This is a genomic window from Streptomyces sp. NPDC059247 (genome assembly GCF_042754005.1).
Taxonomy (GTDB): Bacteria; Actinomycetota; Actinomycetes; order Streptomycetales; family Streptomycetaceae; genus Streptomyces.
Genome location: NZ_JBHYZW010000003.1, coordinates 514,182 through 533,534, shown reverse-complemented (window position 1 = coordinate 533,534; position 19,353 = coordinate 514,182). Strand labels below are relative to the sequence as shown.

Here is a 19,353-nt window from a genome sequence, read left to right as displayed (position 1 = left end):
TCTGGGGCAGCATGGTCCCGAAGGAAGGAGCCGACGACGATGGCCCTGTTCAAGAAGCGCACCGTGGGCAAACCGGGCGAATGGTACTACTGCCTGGAGCACAAGAAGGTCGAAGAGGGCCCCGAGTGCCCGGCGAAGAACCGCTTCGGCCCCTACACCACCCGCGAGGAGGCCGCCCACGCCATGGAGACCGCCCGCGAGCGGAACCTGGAGTGGGAGACCGACCCCCGCTGGCACGACAAGAACCGCACGGAGGGGGACCCGGACTAGCGTGCGGGGGAAGGGCGCCGGGGCGGTCCGGTCGGTCCAGCCGGTCCGGGTGGTCCGGTCAGTCCGAGTGGGTCGGTTCCGGTCGGGCGGGGCGGTCAGACGGGGTCCGGCGCTCCCCGGTGTTCCGGTGTCTCCCGGCGGTCCGTCCCCCGGGCCGCCTCCTGCTGGGCGCGGCGGCGCAGCGAGTCCTCGTCGGTGGCCGAGTCGTAGGTGAGGAGCTTCGGCAGCGCCAGGCAGAGCAGGCCCACCGAGGCCACACAGGCCACGCCGCCCGCCCAGACCGCCGTCCGGGTGCCGGTCCAGCCCGCCATCGCACCCGCCCTGACCTGGCCGAGCTGCGGACCCACGCTGTACGAGAGCACCTCGATGCCCGCCAGCCTGCCGCGCAGCTCCTCCGGGATCGTCTGGTTCCAGATGGTCGCCCGGCCCAGCCCGCTCAGCATGTCCCCGGCCCCGGCGAACGCCAGACAGACCAGCACCGCCCACACGTTCCCGAACCAGCCCGCCGCCGTGATCGCCAGACCCCATCCGGCGGCCCCGCCGACCACGAGCAGCCCGTGCCGCCGCACCCCCGACGTCCAGCCGCTGGTCAGCCCCAGCACCAGCGAGCCCACCGAACCCGCCGCGTACATCAGCCCCAGCGACCAGTCGGCGTCCAGCTCGTCCGCGAGGAACGGGAAGATCGTGTTCGGGAAGGCGAAGAACATCGCCGCCAGGTCGATCGCGTACGTCCCCAGGAGCACCGGACGCGACCAGGCGTATCGGGCCCCCTCCGCGATGCCCCGCAGCGAGGGCTTCTCCGCGTCGTGCGCCGGAGGGGCCGGGGAGAGCCGGGTGCACAGCACCACCGACACGGCGAAACCGGCGATCGTCACCCCGTACGCGGGCGCGTGACCCGCGTACGCCACGACCAGGCCCGCCAGCGCCGGGCCCGCGATCGAGCCCATCTGCCAGCGCAGCGAGTTCAGCGCCGCCGCCGCCGTCTGGTGCTCGTGCGGCACGATCCGGGCCAGCAGCGAGTCAAGCGCCGGGCGCTGGAGGCCCGCGAGCGCCGAGACGCCCGCCGCGACCACGTACAGCGGCCAGAGCAGCGGATCGGGGAGCATCGCGTTGACCAGCAGGAGCAGGGCGAGCAGCCCGAGGCCCGCCTCCGTCGCCAGGATCACCTTCCGCCGGTCCACCGCGTCGGCGAGCGCCCCGCCGTACAGGCCGAACACCACCAGCGGCACCAGCTCCACCGCGCCCATCGCGCCGACCGCGAGCGGCGAGCCCGTCAGCTCCTTGATCTGGAGCGGCAGGGCGATCATCGCCATGGCGCCGCTGAAGTAGGTGACGAGCCCCTGGACCCACAACAGCCGGAAGTCGGCAGACGCGCGCCAGGGCGCGAGGTCGGGCAGCAGGGCGGAGAGCTTGGCGAGCGCGGGGGACACGAGGGGCCATGCTCCGACCCTCCGCCCCTCCGGGCAACCGATTAAGGGGCCATCCGGGTCGCCCCCCGCCCACCACCTGGGCTCCACCCGCCACCCGTACCTCACCCGTCACCTGGGCTCCACCCACCACCTGGGCCTCAACTGTCACTCGGCCTCTGCCCGTCACCTGGGCCTCAACTATCACCCGGGTCCCACCCGTCATCTGGGCTTCGTCCGTCACTCGGCGCCCGTTCTGTCACCCAGATCCCACCCGTCACCGGGGCCTCGGCTGTCACCCAGGCTCTGCCCGTCACTCGGGCCCCAGCTGTCACCCAGGGGCCCACCTGCCCCCGGCCCCCCTGGTCAACAGACCTCAGCTGTCACCAGAGCCCCACCCGCCCCCTGGCCGCCCCACCCACCTCCTCGGCCCCAGCTGTCCCCCCCGGCCGCCAGCCGTCACGGGCGGTTCAAGGCCCCCGGCCGGTAGCGCCGTCCCCTCACCACCGGTTCGGTGGTGGGGCCGTCAGGCGGTCCGCCAGGTCTGCCAGGCGGTCGCGGAAGCGGCGGGCGCCACGGGGGGACGGCAGACTGTTCTCCCCGGCCGCCGCGCTCACCAGGTGCTGGACCGTGTCCAGGTCCACCTCGGACCCCTCCGTCACCGTCAGCGTCTCGTGCGCGAGACCCCGCACCTCCGGGTCGCCGCCGTCCAGCGAGAGCACCGTCGCCCCCGCCCGCCGCGCGTCGTGCACCCGCTGGAGCAGCCCCTCGTGCGGCCGTTCCGGCGCCACCATCAGCAGCGTCTCCCCGCGCCCCGCCGCCTCCAGCCGCCCCAGCCCGACCGCCAGATGCGCCGGGGCGCCCGCCAGCACCCGGTGCCGCACCAGCGTCGGCGCCAGCTCCGGCTGCCCCGACCAGGCGGCCTCGTCGACCAGGTGCGCCGTCAGGTGCCACGGCTCGTACTCCTCCGTGCCGACCAGCAGCAGCCCGCCCCGGTGCGGGACCACCGACGACCGGAGCGCCCCCGCGAACCGGCGGGCCGCCCCCGGCCACTCCGTCCCGGCGAGCACTTCCCGCAGCAACGCGACCCTCACGGCATCCATGCGCCCGCATTCTGCCCGGCCCCGGAGCCGCCGCGCGGGCGGTCGTACGGGTTCCACCCGTACGGGGCTCCCCGCACCCCGACCGGTCGGTAATGTCGGCCCCATGACTTCCTCCAGCGACCCCACCGCCCCCGCCGCCCCCGCCAAGGCGGCGGCCAAGGACCCCTGGGACCTCCCCGACGTCTCCGGCCTCGTCGTCGGCGTCCTCGGCGGCACCGGCGACCAGGGCCGCGGCCTCGCCTTCCGGCTCGCCAAGGCCGGTCAGCGGGTGATCATCGGCTCCCGCGCCGCCGACCGCGCCCGGGAGGCCGCCGCCGCGCTCGGCCACGGCGTCGAGGGCGCCGACAACGCCGAGTGCGCCCGCCGCAGCGACATCGTGATCGTCGCCGTCCCCTGGGACGGACACGCCAAGACGCTGGAGTCGCTGCGCGAGGAGCTCACCGGCAAGCTCGTCGTCGACTGCGTCAACCCGCTCGGCTTCGACAAGCGGGGCGCCTACGCCCTCAAGCCCGAGGAGGGCTCCGCCGCCGAACAGGCCGCCGCGCTGCTCCCCGGCTCCCGGGTCACCGCCGCCTTCCACCACCTCTCCGCCGTCCTCCTCCAGGACACCTCCCTGGAGGAGATCGACACGGACGTGATGGTCCTCGGCGAGGAGCGCGCGGACGTCGAGATCGTCCAGGCCCTCGCCGGACGGATCGCCGGGATGAGGGGCGTCTTCGCGGGGCGGCTGCGCAACGCCCACCAGGTCGAGTCGCTCGTCGCCAACCTGATCTCGGTGAACCGCCGCTACAAGGCCCACGCCGGGCTCCGCGTCACCGACGTCTGAGCCGGTCCCGGCGGGGCGGGGCGCATGGGGGACACTGGACGGGCACAGCAGCCGTACCCGGACAGGAGCCGACCCCATGCCCCGCCTCGCCCTCTACGCCCTCGTGGTCTGCGCCCTGGCCGTCGCCGCGGCCGTCGTCTCCTTCGTCGAGGGCAGCTTCCTCGGCGTCGTCTGGATCCTGATCGCCGGCCTCTCCTCCAACATGGCCTGGTACTACATCCGCCGCGCGAAGGTGGAGAAGGCCGCAGGCCCCACCGAAGCCTGACCCGCCGACGCCCGGCCCCGGGGGCTCCGCCGCCCCCACCGAAGCCTGACCCGCCGACGCCCGCCCCCGGGACTCCGCCGGATCAGCCCGCCGTCCAGGCGCGGAGGGCCGCGACGTCCGCGAAGGCCGCGACGTTCTTGTCGTGGGGCGTGTCGGTGTACTGGTGGAAGGTCCAGGACGTCTGGACGCGGGGCTGCCCGGCGGGCACGTAGTCCGCGATCCAGAGTCCGTCGCAGGCGTACGACGTGGTGTCCACGTTCAGCCAGAAGTCGCGGTTCGTGTAGAGCACGACCTTGTTGCGCGGCTTGAGCCGCTTCACCTCGCGGAGGAAGGCGTCCTTCTCGGCGCAGCTCGCGCGGGTGCCGTCGCCGGTCGTCTCCCAGTCCACGGCCAGCAGGTCGCCGTCCTTCACGGACGCCTTGGAGACGAAGTACGCGGCCTGTGCGGCGAGGTCGCCGGGCCAGAGGAAGTGGTAGAAGCCGACGACCAGACCGCCGTCGCGGCCCGTCTTCGTCTGGTTGGCGAGCCGGGGGTTGACGTACGTACGGCCCTCCGTCGCCTTGATGAAGACGAAGGAGAGACCGGCGGTGTCGTAGGAGGACTGGAACGCGCTCACGTCGATGCCGTACAGCATGGGATTCCTCGTCGTGCCTGGGCAGGGGGAGGGACTGTCTGCTGGCTACCCCGCCCCGCCGGGGACGATCCCCGGCCCGCGTCTCGAACGTCCGTGCGGGCCCGTCCCCCGTGCGAGGGGCGCCGTACCGCCCCCGGACCCGGGAGGACCCGCCGCCGTCCCGGTCTAGACCCCGCAGAACTCCGGCGCCGACTCCCAGAACCGGAACAGCTGCGAGCCGCAGTACCGGGTGATCTCCGGCACCCCCAGCGACCGCAGCAGCGTGTCCACCACGTCGAAGAAGGCCCCGTTGACCGCCGGGACGAACAGCAGCGCGATCACCACGAAGAAGCCGTACGGGGCGAACGGCTCGACCTGCCGCTTCACCTTGTACGACAGCCAGGGCTCCAGGATCCCGTAGCCGTCCAGGCCCGGCACCGGAAGGAGGTTCAGGATCGCGGCCGTCACCTGGAGGAACGCCAGGAACGCCAGCGCGAACCGGAAGGCGACCGGCACCCCGTCCAGCGCGCCCAGCCAGAACGGGGCCGTGCAGACCACCGCGAACAGCACGTTCGCCAGCGGGCCCGCCGCCGAGATCGCGCTGTGCTTCCAGCGGCCGTGGACCCGGCCCCGCTCGATGAAGACCGCACCGCCCGGCAGACCGATCCCGCCCATGATCACGAACAGCACGGGCAGCACGACACTGAGCACCGCGTGGGTGTACGCCAGCGGGTTCAGCGTCAGGTACCCCTTCGCGCCGACCGTGATGTCCCCGCCGTGCAGGGCCGTACGGGCGTGCGCGTACTCGTGCAGACAGAGCGACACCACCCACGCCGAGGTCACGAAGAGGAAGACCGCGAGGCCGGGCGAGGCGGCGAAGTCCGTCCACACCGCCCACCCCGTGACGGCCATGACGGCGACGATCGCCAGGAAGACGGGACTGATCCGCCGCTCGTGGCGCCGGTTGGTGGCCGTGGTCATCTCGGAAGCTCCAGGGGACGCGGTCGTACGGTGCCTGATGTGCGGGAAACGTACCGGGTCACGGGCCGAGTTCCGGAACCGGGCACCCGCTCACGGACAATGGGCCCGTGCGCTACTCCGTTCTCGGCCCGACCCTCGCCCACGCGCCCGACGGCACCGACGTGCCCGTCGGCGGCCCCCGGGTGCGAGCGCTGCTCACCGTCCTCGCCCTGCGCGCCGGGCGGACCGTCCCCGTGTCCGAGCTCGTCGACGAGATCTGGTACGGCGACGAGCCGCCCGCCGACGCCGTCGCCGCCCTCCAGGCCCTCGTCGGACGGCTCCGCAAGGCCCTCGGCCGCGACCGGATCGTCTCCGACGGCGGCGGCTACCGGCTCGACGCCCGGCCCGAGGACGTCGACGCCCGCCGCTTCGACCACCTCGCCACCGACGGGGTCGGCGCGCTCGGCGCCGGAGACCCCGCGAAGGCCGCCGCCCTCCTCGACGAGGCCCTCGGGCTCTGGCGCGGACCCGCCCTCGCCGACCTGCCGGACCGCGACGCCGAGGCCGCCCGCTGGGAGGCCCGCCGCCTCGACGCCCGCCGCGCCTCCCTCGGCGCCGCCCTCGCCCTCGGCCGGGCCCCCGCCGCCCTCCCCGAACTGACCTCCCTGTGCGCCGCCCACCCCCTGGACGAGACCCTCCAGGCCCTCCGCATCCGCGCCCTGCGGGACACCGGACGCGCCGCCGAGGCCCTCGCCGCCTACGAATCGGTCCGCCGCGCCCTCGCCAACCGGCTCGGCACCGACCCCTCCCCGGCCCTGCGCGCCCTGCACGCCGAACTGCTCACGGCCCCGGAGCGGCCCGCCACCCCCACCGGACCCGCGCCCGCCCGCCCGGACACCGCCCCGCCGGGGCCCGCCGCCCCGCCGCCGGGGAACCTGCGGGCCCGGCTCACCAGCTTCGTCGGACGCGACGAGGAGATCGCCGCCCTCCAGGACGACCTGCGGGCCGCCCGGCTCGTCACCCTGCTGGGCCCCGGCGGCGCGGGCAAGACCCGGCTCTCCCAGGAGGCGGCCGAACGCGGCGCGGGGACCGGCGCCTGGCCGGACGGCGTCTGGGTCGCCGAGCTCGCCGCCGTCACCGACCCGGAGGCCGTCGCCGAGGCCGTCCTCGTCGCCGTCGACGCCCGCGAGACGGTCCTGCGCGGCGCGGGCGCCGAGGAGCTCAGGGCCGGGGACGACCCCGTCGCCCGGCTCGTCGAGCACTGCGCGGGCCGCCGGATGCTCCTCCTCCTCGACAACTGCGAACACCTCGTCGGCGCCGCCGCCGCCCTCGCCGAGACCCTCCTCGCCCACTGCCCCGGCCTGCGCGTCCTCGCCACCAGCCGGGAACCCCTCGGCGTCCCCGGAGAGACCCTCCGGCCGCTCGGCCCGCTGCCCGCAGCCACCGCCCTGCGGCTCCTCGGCGAACGCGGCGCCGCCGCCCGCCCCGGCTTCCGCGTCGAGGACGACCCCGAGGCGGCGGCCGAGATCGTCCGCCGCCTCGACGGGCTCCCGCTCGCCGTCGAACTCGCCGCGGCCCGGCTGCGGCTGCTCACCCCCCGCCAGATCGCCGACCGCCTCGACGACCGCTTCCGGCTCCTCACCTCCGGCTCCCGCACGGTCCTGCCCCGGCAGCAGACCCTGCGCGCGGTCGTCGACTGGTCCTGGGACCTCCTCGACGAGGACGAACGCGCGGTCCTGCGCAGGCTGTCCGTCTTCACCGGCGGCTGCGACCTGGAAGCGGCCGAGGCCGTCTGCGGCGACGACACGGGCACCGACGTCCTGCACGCCCTCGGCTCCCTCGTCGACAAGTCCCTCGTCGTCTCCGCGCCCGACGGCCCCGGGATGCGCCACCGGCTCCTGGAGACCGTCGCCGAGTACGCGCGGGAACGGCTGGCCGAGACCGGGGAACGCGCCGGGGTCGAACGCCGCCACCTCACCCACTACCGGGAACTGGCCCGCCGCACCGACCCCGAACTCCGCGGCGCCGGACAGATGGCCGCCACCGCCCGCTTCGGCACCGAGTACGGCAATCTGCGCACCGCCCTGCGCCGGGCCGTCGACGCCCACGAGGAGGACGAGGCCCTGGTCCTCGTCCACTCCCTGCTCTGGTACTGGCAGATGCGCGACCTGCGCACCGACGCCCTGCACTGGGCGCGGGCCGTCGCCGCCCTCGGACCCGACCCGTTCACCCCGCCCGCCCCGCCCGTCGTCCCGCTCCACGAACCGTGCACGGCCACCCCGCCGCCGCTCTCCACCGAGCAGCGCTGGGAGGCCCGGCGCGGGGTGCGGCTGGTCGAGCTGATCAACATGAACCACGAGACCAGCCGCTGGACCACCCCCGAGGGCACCGCCCGGCTCCGCGAGCTGACCGCGGGCTACGACCCCGGACTGCCCCAGACCTGCCGTCTCCCCGGCTCCTTCGCCTTCTTCGCGGTCCTCCTCATCGGAGAGCCCGGCCGGATGCACGAGCTGCTCGACACCAGCGTCGACGCCTGCCGCGGATACGGCTACGAGTGGGACCTCGCCAACGCCCTCCAACTGCGCGCCAACCTGCTCGCCAACCGGGGCGACCGAGCCGCCGAGGCCATCCGCGACGCCGACGAGAGCCTGGAGATCTTCGTCAGGCTCGGAGACTCCTGGGGCGCGGCCGAAGCACTCTCCTCCCGCGCGGAGGCCAGGGAACGACGGCTCGAATTCGACCTGGCCGCGGCCGACTTCGCCGCCGCCATCGACTACGCGGAACGGATCGGCGCCCAGGCGCAGACGGCCCTCCTGCGCGCCCGGTACGCCGGGACGCTCATCGAGACCGGACGGTTCGCCGAGGGCGAGGTGATCCTGCGCGACATCCTCGACGGCGCCGCGGGCCGTGTCCACGAAGCCCAGCTCGGCACCCGGATGTTCCTCGGGCTCGCACTCGGCCGCAGCGGTCGCACCGCCGAGGCGCGCGAGCACCTCCTCGCGCTGCGCCGGGACTTCGACACCGTCTCCCTCTCCCTCTTCGAGGGCTTCACCCTCGGCTGCCTCGGCTGGCTCGACGCCCTGGACGGCTCGTACGACACCGCGCTCGTCCTCGCCGTCCAGGGGTACGAGCGGTCGCTCGGAACCCTGTCGATGACGGTCGCCCCGCAGATGCCCGCGAACCACCTGGTCGTCGCCGCCTGGGCGCTCGGCGGGCTCGGCGAGCCGTGGGCGCGGACCGGCGCGGTGCTGCTCGGGGCCAGGGGCGGGCTGGTCCCGCCGGGACACCTGCTGCCGCCCGCCGAGGTGGAGAACCTGCGGCAGGCCACCGGAACCGTCCGGTCGGCCCTCGGTGACCAGGAATTCGAGGCGGCACGCGCCGAGGGCGGCGGCCTCTCTCTCGAAGAGGTCGCCGCCCTGCTCGGACGCGCCGCCGACGCGATCAGTGGGCGCGCCGAGTCCTGATCCCCCGCTCACCCCCGTGGCGGACTCAGGTCTTCTTGCGGAACTTGGCCACCGCGAGCGGCGCCGTGATCACCGTGATCGCCAGGGACCAGCCGAGGGTCATCCACACGGAGTGGGCGACCGGGCCGCCGTTGACCAGGTTGCGGGCGGCGTCGGCGAGGTTCGACAGCGGGTTGTACTCGGTGAACGTCTCCAGCCAGTCGGGCATCGAGGTCGGCGGGGCGAAGATCGACGAGCCGAACTGGAGCGGCATCAGGACCAGCATCGCCATGCCCTGGACCGCCTGGGCGGTCTTCACGGTGAGACCCAGCAGGATGAAGATCCACATCAGCGACGCTCCGAAGACCATCGACAGGGCGATGGCGGCGAAGAGGTGCAGGACCGAGGTGTGGATGGTGAGGCCGAGCAGGAAGCCCATGCCGAGCAGGATCGCGGTGGCGATCAGCATCCGGCCGACCTCGACGACGATCTTCGCGATCAGGACGGAGGACCGGGCGATCGGCATCGTCCGGAAGCGGTCCATGACCCCCTTCTTGAAGTCGTCGTTGATGCCGACGCCGACGGCCATCGCGATGTTCATGCCCATCATCGCCATCAGGCCCGGGGTCACGTAGTTGACGTAGGCGTCGTTGTTGCCCTTGCCCGCGATCGCCCCGCCGAAGACGTACACGAACAGCAGGATGAAGATGATCGGCATCAGGACGGCGTCGAACATCGACTCCGGGTCCTGCTTGATCTGGAGCGCGTTGCGCCGGGCCAGGGCGCCGATGTGGCGCAGGTTCCCGCGCAGACCTATCCGGCCCTCCGCGACGGGCGCGCGCCGCGCCGGGGTCCGCGCCGGGGCCGGGGCGCCGACGGGGGACTTGGTGACCGTGGTCGTGCTCATGCGGCGACCTCCTCGTGGATCTCGTCGGAATCGGCGGTCTTCTGGCCGGTGATCGCGAGGAACACCTCGTCCAGGCTGGGCAGATGGGTGCCGATGTGGGCGATGCCGAAACCGCGCGCGCCGAGCAGCGCCACCACGGCCGTCAGCTGCTCGTCGGCGAGGATCGGCACGTACAGGGCGCCCTCGTCGGCGACGATCGTCGAACCGGCGACGCCGTCGAGACCGGTCTCGCGGAGCGCGGCGGCCATCGCGGGCAGCAGGCCCGGGTCCACCGGCCGCACCTTCAGGGTCCGGCCGCCGACCTTGGCCTTCAGCTCGTCCACCCCGCCCCGGGCGATGACCTTGCCCCGGTCGACGACGGTCAGCTCGCTCGCGAGCTGCTCCGCCTCCTCCATGTACTGGGTGGTGAGCAGGACGGTGACGCCCTCGGCGACCATCCGCTGGACCTCGTCCCACACCTCGTTGCGGGTGCGGGGGTCGAGGCCGGTGGTCGGCTCGTCCAGGTAGAGGACGGCCGGGCTGCCGATCATCGAGGCGGCGAGGTCGAGACGGCGCCGCATCCCGCCGGAGTAGTTCATCACGGGCCGCTTGGCGGCCTCGGTGAGGGAGAACCGCTCCAGCATCTCGTCGGCCCGGCGGCGGGCGGCGGGGCGGGAGAGGTCGAGCAGCCGCCCGATCATGTAGAGGTTCTCCCAGCCGGACAGCTTCTCGTCGACCGAGGCGTACTGCCCGGTCAGACCTATCGTGCGGCGCAGCTGGCGGGGGTGCTCCACCACGTCGTACCCGGCGACGACGGCGGTCCCGGCGTCCGGGACGAGGAGGGTGGAGAGGCAGCGGACGAGGGTGGTCTTCCCGGCGCCGTTCGGCCCGAGCACGCCGAGGACGGTGCCCTCCCGGACGTCCAGGTCGACCCCGTCGAGGGCCTTGGTGGCGCCGAAGTGCTTCACGAGGCCCCGGACCTCGATGGCGTTGGTGTCTGATCGCGTCATGTCCCCCATGGAACACGGTGCCACCGACAACGCCCCGACAGACGGCCGACAGCCCCGCCGACACCGTCGTCCGGGGCCGTCGGTGGTCTGTCGGTGGTCTGTCGGCGGGGCTGTCGCGATCAGTGGGAGGAGGTGGTCTTCCAGCCCGAGGACCCGGTGTTCGCGCTGTCGCTCGCGACGCCCTCGCCGAACGAGGTGTGTCCGGCGCCGTCGAGCATCGGGGTGTAGCGGTAGTGCTGGCGCGGGCCGGAGTCCCAGAGGGTGCCGTAGCGGTCCCTTCCCGCTCCGTCCCGTCCCCCGGGGCCGGGACGACGGACGGCCGGGGCCCGCGCGTACGGGCCCCGGCCGTGACCGGCGGCCCGCCGATGGGGGATGTCGGCGGCCCGCCGGGTGGTGCCGCGGTGGTCAGTGGAAGGTGTGCTCCTCGGCGGGGAACGACCCGCCGCCGACGTCCTCGGCGAAGGCGCGGGCGGCGTCGCCGAGCGTCCCGCGGAGGTCGGCGTACTGCTTGGTGAAGCGCGGGACCCTGCCACCGGTGAGCCCGGCCATGTCGGTCCAGACGAGGACCTGGGCGTCGGTGTCGGGGCCCGCGCCGATGCCGACGGTGGGGATGTGCAGCGAGCGGGTGACCTCGGCGGCCAGTCCGGCCGGTACGAGTTCCAGGACGACGGCGAACGCGCCCGCGTCCTGGGCCGCCTTGGCGTCGCGGAGCAGCTGGTGCGCGGCCTCGTCGGAGCGGCCCTGCACCCGGTAGCCCATGGTGTTCACGGACTGCGGGGTGAGGCCCAGGTGGGACATGACCGGGATGCCCGCCTGGACGAGCAGCTCGGTCTGCGGCAGCGAGCGCTCGCCGCCCTCCAGCTTGATCGCGCCGACCCCGGCGTCCTTCACGAGCCGGGTGGCGTTGCGCAGGGCCTGGACGGGCCCCTCCTGGTACGAGCCGAAGGGCAGGTCACCGACGACGAGGGCGCGCCGGGTGCCCCGGACGACGGCGGCGGAGAGCAGGGTCATCTCGTCCATCGTGACGGGCACGGTGGTTTCGTAGCCGAGGTGGCAGTTGCCCATGGAGTCGCCGACGAGGAGGACGGGGATGCCGGCCTCGTCGAAGACGGAGGCGGTCATCGCGTCGTAGGCGGTGAGCATGGGCCACTTCTCGCCGCGGGTCTTGGCGGCGGCGATGTCGTGGACGGTGATGCGGCGCGTGCCCTTGCCGCCGTACAGCGCCCCGCCGCTGTCGGCGGGTGGTTTCTGGGCAGCCTGAAGCGTCATGGCGAACGGCTCCTTGTGTCATCTCGAGGCGCCCTGACGGCGTCCCCGGACCACATCCATGGTGGCACCTCGCCCGGCGGCCGGGGAAGTGGGCCGGAGTGGCGCTGTTCACACCGGCGGGTCGCGGACCGGTCCCGGGGCGGGACGGGAGGGGACGGGAGGGGACGGGAGGGGGCGTACGGCCCCGGCGCCTGTGCCGTACGGCCCCGGCGCCTGTGCCGTACGGCCCCGGCGCCTGTGCCGTACAGCCTCCGCGCCGGTGTCGTACGGCCCCGGGACCGGCCCCGGCACCGGCACAGGCACCGACCCCGGGATCGGCACCGGCACGGACCCCGGCCCCGGCCACAGGCCCCGGCCCCGGCACCGACCCCGGAGTGGGACCGGGACGAGGCGGGGACGGGACCGGGACGGGACCGGATCGGAAGCGGCCGGGGCGGGCGGGGCGCGCGGTGCGTCCAACGTAAAACCTCGGTCAGCTTTTTCGATACGAGACGGTCTCGTATCGAAATGGACCATAAGGTGATGCTCATGTCACAACCGTCCACCGCACCCGCCGCACCGGCGGGGCCGCGGGTCCCCGAGGCCGTCCACCGGCGCCGCTGGGCCGTCCTCGGCGTCCTGATGCTCAGCCTGCTGATCGTCGTCCTCGACAACTCGATCCTCAACGTGGCCGTCAGGACGATCGCCGCGCCCGCGCCCACCGGCATCGGCGCCACCCAGAGCGAGCTGGAGTGGTCGATCAACTCCTACACGCTCGTCTTCGCCGGTCTCCTCTTCACCTCCGGCCTGCTCGGCGACCGCCTCGGCCGCAAGAAGGTCCTGCTCTTCGGCATCACCGTCTTCGGCATCGGCTCCGCCCTCGCCGCCCTCTCCGGCTCCCCGGGCGAGCTGATCGCCTACCGGGCCGTCATGGGCCTCGGCGCCGCCTTCGTGATGCCCGCCACCCTCGCCGTCCTGATGAACGTCTTCGAGCGCGACGAGCAGCCCAAGGCCATCGGCATCTGGGCGGGCAGCGTCGGCCTGGCCATCGCGATCGGCCCGATCACCGGCGGCATCCTGCTCGAACACTTCTGGTGGGGATCGATCTTCCTCATCAACGTGCCCGTCGTGCTCCTCGCCCTCGTCCTGATGGCCTGGCTCGTCCCCGACTCCCGGGACCCGAACCCCGGCAAGGTCGACATACCGGGTGTGCTCCTCTCCGTCGTCGGCCTCGTCCTCCTCGTGTACGGGATCATCCGGGGCGGCGAACTGGCCGACTTCACCGACGTCACCGCCCTCGCCCCGGCCCTCGGCGGCCTCGCGGTCCTCGCCCTCTTCGTCCTCCACGAGCGGCGCAGCGACCACCCCGCCATCGACATGACGTACTTCAGACGGCCCGCGTTCTCCGCCGCCGTCGCCGCCATCGCGCTGGTCTTCTTCGCGCTGATGGGCGTCACGTTCTTCTCCGCCTTCTACCTCCAGAGCGTGCGCGGCTACAGCGCGCTCCAGTCGGGCCTGCTCATCCTGCCGCTGGCCGTCGCGCAGATGGTGTTCGCGCCCCGCGCGCGGCTCGTCGTCGAACGCTTCGGCGCCCGGATCGTGTGCACCGGCGGAATGCTCCTGGTCGCCCTCGGCCTCGCCGCGTTCGCCTTCTTCGACGCCGACACCCCTCTCTGGGTGATGGAGGTCGTCTTCTTCGTCCAGGGCACGGGCATGGCGCACATCATGCCGCCGGTCACGGTGGCGATCATGCAGGCGCTGCCCCGGGAGAAGGCGGGCTCCGGCTCTGCCGTCAACAACACCTTCCGGCAGGTCGGCGGGGCGCTCGGCGTGGCCGTCCTGGGCTCGGTCCTCTCCTCCACCTACCGGGGCGAGATCGAGGGGCACCTCGGCGCCGTACCGGCCGCCCTGCGCGGCACGGCGGGCGAGTCGATCGAGGCCACCCTCGCCGTCGCGCAGAAGCTGGGCCCGGCGGGCCGCGACCTGATCACCCCCGCGTACGACGCCTTCCTGAGCGCCATGCACGTCACGGCCGTCGCCTCCGCCCTGATCGGCCTCGTCGGCGCGGCCGTCGTCGCCGCCTTCCTGCCGGGCCGCGCCCCGGCGACCGCCGCCACCGGACCGGAGGACGGCGCCCCGGGGGCCTCGGTGCCCGCGCCGGGCGCCGGGGCGGGAGAATCGGCCCGACGTCGGTAACCGAACGAGAGGCGGAGCGCACGTGTCGCGGCAGGACGGCGGGACCCCGGAACCCCACGACGCCGGACGACGGTCCGGGGTGCCCGGCGAAAGCCCCGGCCCGGCACCGGCCGGCCCCCCGCCCGCCGCGCCCGCCGCGCCCTGCGACGCCCTCCCCGAGGCGGCCGGTGCCCGACGGGGCAGACCGCGCAGCGAGGGCGTCGAGGCGGCCGTCTTCGACGCGGTCGTCGGGCTCCTCGACGAAGGGCTGCCGCTCGCCGAGCTGTCCGTCGAGCGGATCGCCCGCACCGCCGGGGTCGGCAAGGCCACCCTCTACCGCCGCTGGGCGGGCAAGGAGGAACTCCTCGTCGACCTGCTCCGCTCCATCGAGCCCCCGGACCCGGTGCTGCCCGGCACCTCGGTCCGGGCGGACCTCGTCGCCCTCCTGGAGTCGATGCGCGAACGCGGGGTCGCCAAGCGGAACTCCACCCTGCTCCACAACGTGTTCGCGCAGATGCAGCTCTACCCCAAGCTCTGGGACGCGTACCACCTCACCGTCATCGAGCCCCGCCGCCGCCTCGCCCTGGACGCCGTCCGGCGCGGCGTGGCGGGCGGCGAGATCCGCGCCGACCTCGATCTGGAGTTCGTCAACGACCTCCTCACCGGTCCGCTGCTGCTGCGCACCGTCATACGCCCCGGCGGCTCCCTGGAACCCGGCTTGGCCGAACGGGTCGTCGACACCGTCATGGAAGGACTCCGTCCGCGCGGCTGACCCCGGCGGCACCCCGGCACGGACCCGGACGAATGTGCGCGTTCTGTCACAGCCCCGCTGTTCATGTCACCTGCAGGAACTCGCCACGCGCCCGTGTCGTCCCTGGGGGAGTACGACGGACCCGTCATCGCCTAGTGTCGACACCGGGTCACGGGGCAAGACAGCACGGCGGCAAGGCAGTGAGGACAGTGCGATGGCACGGGTGGACATGACGGAGACCGAGCACGGCGGCACCGGGAACGACCGGCCCGCCTCCCGATTCCGGACCGTCCTCGAACGGCTCCGCGGCAGCCGGGGCATCTGGCGCCGGGGCATCCTGCTCGCCCTCTGCTCGCTGGCCCTCACCCTGCTGATGGTCTTCCACTCCGACATCCCCAACCGGATCGGCAACCTCGGCAGCCTCACCGAGACCTTCCTGCCCTGGCTCGGCCTCTTCGTGCCGCTGCTGCTGCTCCTCGCGCTGGTCCGCCGCTCCGCCACCGCCCTCATCGCCCTGCTCCTCCCGGCCGTGGTGTGGCTGAACCTCTTCGGCGGACTCGCCGCCGACAAGTCCGTCCCCGGCGGTGACCTGACCGTGGCCACCCACAACGTCAACGCGGACAACCCGGACCCCGAGGGCACCGCCCGTCTGCTCGCCGCCTCCGGCGCCGACGTCCTGGCCCTGGAGGAACTGAAGGTCGACATGGTCCCCACGTACCGCCGGGGACTCGCGGAGGCGTACCCGTACCACTCCGTCCAGGGCACCGTCGGCCTCTGGAGCAAGCTGCCGCTGCGCGCCGCGCAGCCCGTCGACATCCGGCTCGGCTGGACCCGCGCCATGCGCGCCACCGTCGTCACCCCCAAGGGCGACATCGCGGTGTACGTCGCCCACCTGCCGTCCGTACGGGTCAAGCTCAACGCGGGCTTCACCGCCAACCAGCGCGACACCAGCGCCAACGCCCTCGGCGAGGCCATCTCCCACGACCCGAACGAGCGGATCGTCCTCCTCGGCGACCTCAACGGCACCATGAACGACCGCGCGCTGAACGCCGTCACCTCCCAGCTCCGCTCCACCCAGGGCGCGGCGGGCGACGGCTTCGGCTTCAGCTGGCCCGCCTCCTCCCCGCTGGCCCGCATCGACCAGATCATGGTCAAGGGCGTCGAGCCGATGTCCTCCTGGGCCCTCCCCGCGACGGAGAGCGACCACCTCCCGATCGCCGCCCGCGTCCGGCTCTGAGACGAAGCCGCCCGCACCGGCCCCCCGCCCGCCCACGCCCCGTCTCCGTCTTCACCTCCGCCCTCACCTCCGTCTTCAAGGGGAAACCCGCCCTTCATCCCCCGGAAGCCACCGGGAGGAGAGCGTCTGAGAGCCTTTGTCCCGACGAAGAGCTGTCTTCAGGAAAGGCTCTCCCCATGCCCCTGGCGCTGCTCGCGCTCGCCGTCTCCGCCTTCGGCATAGGCACCACCGAATTCGTGATGATGGGCCTGCTGCCCCAGGTCGCCGACGACCTCGGCACCTCCGTCCCCACGGCCGGACACCTCGTCTCGGCGTACGCGATCGGGGTCGTCGTCGGTGCCCCGCTGCTCACCGCCCTCGGCTCCCGCGTCCCCCGCAAGCGGATGCTGCTCCTGCTCATGGCCCTCTTCACGGTCGGCAACCTGGCCTCCGCGCTCGCCCCCGACTTCGGCTGGCTCCTCGCGGGCCGGGTCCTCGCCGGACTCCCGCACGGCGCCTTCTTCGGCCTCGGCGCGGTCGTCGCCACCCGTCTGGCCCGCGAGGACCGGCAGGCCCGCGCGGTCGCCACGATGTTCCTCGGCCTCACCGTCGCCAACGTCCTGGGCGTCCCCGCCGCCACCCTGCTCGGCCAGCACCTCGGCTGGCGCGCCACCTTCCTGGTCGTCGCCGTCATCGGCCTGCTCGCCGTCGCCGCGCTCGCCCGTCTCGTCCCGGAGCTCCCCGCCGACGAACACGGGGGACTGGGCCGCGAGGCGCGCGCCCTCGGCCGCCCCCAGGTCCTGCTCGCCCTGCTCACCGCCGTCTTCGGCTTCGCGGGCGTCTTCGCCGTCTACTCCTACCTGGCCTCGATGACCACCGAGGTGATGGGCTTCGGGGACTCCGCCGTCACCCTCGTCCTCGCCCTCTTCGGCCTCGGCATGACCGGCGGGGCGCTCGCCGCCGGACCCCTGACCGACCGGGCCCCGCGCCTCACCCTGTACGGCTCGCTGGCCGCCCTCCTCCTGGCGCTGCTCGCCTTCCGCCTCACCGTCCACGTGCCCTGGCTGGCCCTGGTCACCGTGGTGGTCCTCGGCGCGGTCGGCTTCATGACGACCACCCCGCTCCAGATGCTGGTGATGCGCAAGGCCGAGGACGCCCCGACCCTGGCCTCCGCCTCCAACCACTCCGCCTTCAACCTCGCCAACGCGGGCGGCGCCTGGGCGGGCGGCGCGGCCGTCGCCGCCGGATGGGGCTGGACCTCCCCCGCCCTGGTCGGCGCGGGCCTCACCGCCGTCGGCCTGGTGATCGCCGTCACGGCGGGCCTCCTCGACCGCCGTACGCCGGAGGGGGCCTCCCGCGTCGTGGCGGGAGGCCCCCTCGAAGCGGCCGGACCGGCGGTCAGCCGGCCGGGCTCTCCCGCCAGCGGTTCGTGATCGGCAGCCGCCGGTCCTTGCCGAAGCCCTTCGCGGAGATCTTGGTGCCCGGCGGGTACTGGCGCCGCTTGTACTCCGCCGCGTCCACCATCCGCAGCGTCCGGGTCACCAGCTCCTCGTCGAAACCGGCGGCCACGATCTCGTCCCGCCCCCGGTCCTGGTCCACGTACAGGGCGAGGACCGCGTCCAGGACCGCGTAGTCCGGCAGCGAGTCCGTGTCCAGCTGCCCGGGGCGCAGCTCCGCGCTCGGCGGCTTGGTGAGCGAGTTCTCCGGGATCGGCGGGGTCTGGCCGCGCTCCGCCGCCGCCCGGTTCCGCCAGCGCGCCAGCCGGAACACGTCCGACTTGTAGACGTCCTTGATGGGCCCGAACGCGCCGACGGAGTCGCCGTACAGCGTCGAATAGCCCACCGCCAGCTCGGACTTGTTGCCTGGCGCGAGGACGATGTGGCCCTCCTGGTTGGAGATCGCCATCAGCGTCGTGCCGCGCAGCCGTGACTGGAGGTTCTCCTCCGCGAGCCCGGTCAGCCCCAGCGCCGCCATGTACGCGTCGAACATCGGCTCGATCGACACCGTGCGGTAGTGCAGCCCGGTGCGCCGGGCAAGGTCGGCGGCGTCGTCGCGCGAGTGGGCCGAGGAGTACGCGGAGGGCATCGACACCCCGTGGACGTTCTCCGCGCCGAGCGCGTCACAGGCGACGGCCGCGACCAGCGCCGAGTCGATGCCGCCGGACAGCCCGACCAGCACCGAACGGAAACCGTTCTTCGCGACATAGGCGCGCACCCCGATGACCAGCGCGGAGTACACCTCCTCGGCGTCGTCGAGCCGGTGCGCCAGGCCGCCCGTCAGCTCCGGCTCGTACGGCGCCAGGGGCTCCTCCGAGAGCACCACCCGGTCGATCCGCAGCCCGTCGTCGACCACGCCCTCCGGCGCGTCCGGGTCGGCCGCCGGAAGCTCCAGGTCCAGGATCACGCTGCCCTCCACGAACTGCGGGGCCCGCGCGACCACCTCGCCCGCCGCGTCCACCACGATCGAGTCGCCGTCGAAGACCAGCTCGTCCTGGCCGCCGGTCGTCGCCAGGTACGCGGTCACGCACCCCGCCTCCCGGGCCCGCCCCCGGACCAGTTCGAGCCGGGTGTCGTCCTTGTCCCGCTCGTACGGCGAGGCGTTCACCGACAGCAGCAGTCCGGCCCGCGCCGACCGCGCCGCCGGGACCCGGCCGCCGTCCTGCCACAGGTCCTCGCAGATCGCCAGGGCCACGTCGACCCCGTGCACCCGGACGACCGGCAGGGTGTCGCCCGGCACGAAGTAGCGGTACTCGTCGAAGACGCCGTAGTTGGGCAGGTGGTGCTTGGCGAAGCGCAGCACCACCTCGCCGCCGTACAGCACGGCGGCGGCGTTCTCCGGCGAACCGGCCGGACGGCCCAGCCCGGGGACGGCCCGCTCGGACCGGTCCAGGTAGCCGACGACGACCGGCACCTCCCCGAAGCCCTCGTCCGCGAGACGGCGGGCCAGCGCGCGCAGCGCCGTCCGGGACGCCTCGACGAACGAGGGCCGCAGCGCGAGGTCCTCGACGGGATATCCGGTCAGCGCCATCTCGGGGAACGCGACGAGGTGCGCGCCCTGCCCGGCGGCGTGCCGGGTCCAGTGCACGATCGCCTCGGCGTTCCCGGTGACGTCTCCGACGGTCGAGTCGATCTGATTCAGCGCGAGGCGTAGTTGAGGCACACGGCCAGTCTAATCGTCAGAC

At 73.7% G+C, this 19,353-nt stretch carries 16 protein-coding genes; 8 read left to right on the top strand and 8 right to left on the bottom strand.

The genetic code is table 11. The features are described from left to right. The first annotated feature begins 39 nt into the window (after nt 1-39). Nucleotides 40-270 carry a hypothetical protein gene (locus tag ACFXGN_RS09385; RefSeq protein WP_384855596.1) on the top strand — a complete coding sequence of 77 codons (231 nt, stop codon included), beginning with the start codon at nt 40-42 and terminating at the stop codon, nt 268-270. Nucleotides 271-365: 95 nt separating this feature from the next. Here the strand turns inward: ACFXGN_RS09385 and ACFXGN_RS09380 are convergent, their stop codons facing one another. Continuing rightward, nucleotides 366-1,700: an MFS transporter gene (locus ACFXGN_RS09380; RefSeq protein WP_384855593.1), complete on the bottom strand. Its 1,335-nt coding sequence runs from the start codon at nt 1,698-1,700 to the stop codon at nt 366-368. Nucleotides 1,701-2,176: 476 nt separating this feature from the next. Beyond that, a complete protein-coding gene (locus ACFXGN_RS09375) occupies nt 2,177-2,779 on the bottom strand; it encodes a hypothetical protein (RefSeq protein ID WP_384855590.1) in 603 nt (200 codons plus the stop codon). Between the two features lie 103 nt (nt 2,780-2,882). Between ACFXGN_RS09375 and npdG the strand changes: the two genes are divergently transcribed. Both npdG and ACFXGN_RS09365 read left to right on the top strand, forming a co-directional pair. Then, nucleotides 2,883-3,605, top strand: a complete 723-nt coding sequence (gene npdG, locus ACFXGN_RS09370) for an NADPH-dependent F420 reductase (protein WP_384855587.1) — start codon at nt 2,883-2,885, stop codon at nt 3,603-3,605. Between the two features lie 76 nt (nt 3,606-3,681). Then, on the top strand, nt 3,682-3,870 hold the full coding sequence (locus ACFXGN_RS09365) for a hypothetical protein (protein ID WP_384855585.1): 189 nt from the start codon (nt 3,682-3,684) through the stop codon (nt 3,868-3,870). A gap of 82 nt (nt 3,871-3,952) precedes the next feature. On the opposite strand, the gene ACFXGN_RS09360 is transcribed toward ACFXGN_RS09365, so the two are convergent. Both ACFXGN_RS09360 and ACFXGN_RS09355 read right to left on the bottom strand, forming a co-directional pair. After that, entirely contained in the window at nt 3,953-4,504 is a 552-nt protein-coding gene (locus ACFXGN_RS09360) for a GH25 family lysozyme (RefSeq protein WP_384855582.1), read from the bottom strand. A gap of 165 nt (nt 4,505-4,669) precedes the next feature. Continuing rightward, a complete protein-coding gene (locus ACFXGN_RS09355) occupies nt 4,670-5,464 on the bottom strand; it encodes a site-2 protease family protein (RefSeq protein ID WP_384855580.1) in 795 nt (264 codons plus the stop codon). 107 nt (nt 5,465-5,571) lie between these two features. Between ACFXGN_RS09355 and ACFXGN_RS09350 the strand changes: the two genes are divergently transcribed. Then, nucleotides 5,572-8,907, top strand: coding sequence for a BTAD domain-containing putative transcriptional regulator (locus ACFXGN_RS09350; RefSeq protein WP_384855577.1), 3,336 nt, complete (start codon nt 5,572-5,574; stop codon nt 8,905-8,907). A gap of 25 nt (nt 8,908-8,932) precedes the next feature. Here ACFXGN_RS09350 and ACFXGN_RS09345 read toward each other — a convergent pair whose 3' ends face one another. The 3 genes from ACFXGN_RS09345 to panB all read right to left on the bottom strand — a co-directional run bounded on the left by ACFXGN_RS09345 (nt 8,933) and on the right by panB (nt 12,051). Further along, complete coding sequence (locus ACFXGN_RS09345) at nt 8,933-9,793, bottom strand: ABC transporter permease (RefSeq protein WP_384855574.1); 861 nt, start codon at nt 9,791-9,793, stop codon at nt 8,933-8,935. After that, nucleotides 9,790-10,791, bottom strand: a complete 1,002-nt coding sequence (locus ACFXGN_RS09340; RefSeq protein WP_384855572.1) for an ATP-binding cassette domain-containing protein — start codon at nt 10,789-10,791, stop codon at nt 9,790-9,792. Before ACFXGN_RS09340 ends, ACFXGN_RS09345 begins: the two co-directional genes overlap by 4 nt. A 396-nt stretch (nt 10,792-11,187) precedes the next feature. Further along, complete coding sequence (panB, locus tag ACFXGN_RS09335) at nt 11,188-12,051, bottom strand: 3-methyl-2-oxobutanoate hydroxymethyltransferase (protein ID WP_384855569.1); 864 nt, start codon at nt 12,049-12,051, stop codon at nt 11,188-11,190. Between the two features lie 528 nt (nt 12,052-12,579). Here panB and ACFXGN_RS09330 point away from each other — a divergent pair. The 4 genes from ACFXGN_RS09330 to ACFXGN_RS09315 all read left to right on the top strand — a co-directional run bounded on the left by ACFXGN_RS09330 (nt 12,580) and on the right by ACFXGN_RS09315 (nt 17,605). Beyond that, a complete protein-coding gene (locus ACFXGN_RS09330; RefSeq protein WP_384855566.1) occupies nt 12,580-14,226 on the top strand; it encodes an MFS transporter in 1,647 nt (548 codons plus the stop codon). Between the two features lie 22 nt (nt 14,227-14,248). Then, entirely contained in the window at nt 14,249-14,977 is a 729-nt protein-coding gene (locus tag ACFXGN_RS09325; RefSeq protein WP_384855564.1) for a TetR/AcrR family transcriptional regulator, read from the top strand. Between the two features lie 193 nt (nt 14,978-15,170). Further along, a complete protein-coding gene (locus ACFXGN_RS09320) occupies nt 15,171-16,193 on the top strand; it encodes an endonuclease/exonuclease/phosphatase family protein (protein ID WP_384855561.1) in 1,023 nt (340 codons plus the stop codon). 176 nt (nt 16,194-16,369) lie between these two features. Then, nucleotides 16,370-17,605, top strand: a complete 1,236-nt coding sequence (locus ACFXGN_RS09315; protein WP_384855558.1) for an MFS transporter — start codon at nt 16,370-16,372, stop codon at nt 17,603-17,605. Here ACFXGN_RS09315 and ACFXGN_RS09310 read toward each other — a convergent pair. Then, nucleotides 17,571-19,331: an NAD+ synthase gene (locus tag ACFXGN_RS09310; protein ID WP_384855555.1), complete on the bottom strand. Its 1,761-nt coding sequence runs from the start codon at nt 19,329-19,331 to the stop codon at nt 17,571-17,573. The genes ACFXGN_RS09315 and ACFXGN_RS09310 overlap by 35 nt on opposite strands. Nucleotides 19,332-19,353 lie beyond the last annotated feature (22 nt).

Excerpts from the sequence above, each read along its gene's own strand:
- ACFXGN_RS09320 (WP_384855561.1), top strand. The coding sequence starts at position 15,171 with ATGGCACGGGTGGACATGACGGAGACCGAGCACGGCGGCACCGGGAAC.
- ACFXGN_RS09385 (WP_384855596.1), top strand. The coding sequence starts at position 40 with ATGGCCCTGTTCAAGAAGCGCACCGTGGGCAAACCGGGCGAATGGTAC.
- ACFXGN_RS09365 (WP_384855585.1), top strand. The coding sequence starts at position 3,682 with ATGCCCCGCCTCGCCCTCTACGCCCTCGTGGTCTGCGCCCTGGCCGTC.
- panB (WP_384855569.1), bottom strand. The coding sequence starts at position 12,051 with ATGACGCTTCAGGCTGCCCAGAAACCACCCGCCGACAGCGGCGGGGCG.
- ACFXGN_RS09315 (WP_384855558.1), top strand. The coding sequence starts at position 16,370 with ATGCCCCTGGCGCTGCTCGCGCTCGCCGTCTCCGCCTTCGGCATAGGC.
- ACFXGN_RS09340 (WP_384855572.1), bottom strand. The coding sequence starts at position 10,791 with ATGGGGGACATGACGCGATCAGACACCAACGCCATCGAGGTCCGGGGC.
- npdG (WP_384855587.1), top strand. The coding sequence starts at position 2,883 with ATGACTTCCTCCAGCGACCCCACCGCCCCCGCCGCCCCCGCCAAGGCG.
- ACFXGN_RS09330 (WP_384855566.1), top strand. The coding sequence starts at position 12,580 with ATGTCACAACCGTCCACCGCACCCGCCGCACCGGCGGGGCCGCGGGTC.
- ACFXGN_RS09355 (WP_384855580.1), bottom strand. The coding sequence starts at position 5,464 with ATGACCACGGCCACCAACCGGCGCCACGAGCGGCGGATCAGTCCCGTC.
- ACFXGN_RS09345 (WP_384855574.1), bottom strand. The coding sequence starts at position 9,793 with ATGAGCACGACCACGGTCACCAAGTCCCCCGTCGGCGCCCCGGCCCCG.
- ACFXGN_RS09375 (WP_384855590.1), bottom strand. The coding sequence starts at position 2,779 with ATGGATGCCGTGAGGGTCGCGTTGCTGCGGGAAGTGCTCGCCGGGACG.
- ACFXGN_RS09360 (WP_384855582.1), bottom strand. The coding sequence starts at position 4,504 with ATGCTGTACGGCATCGACGTGAGCGCGTTCCAGTCCTCCTACGACACC.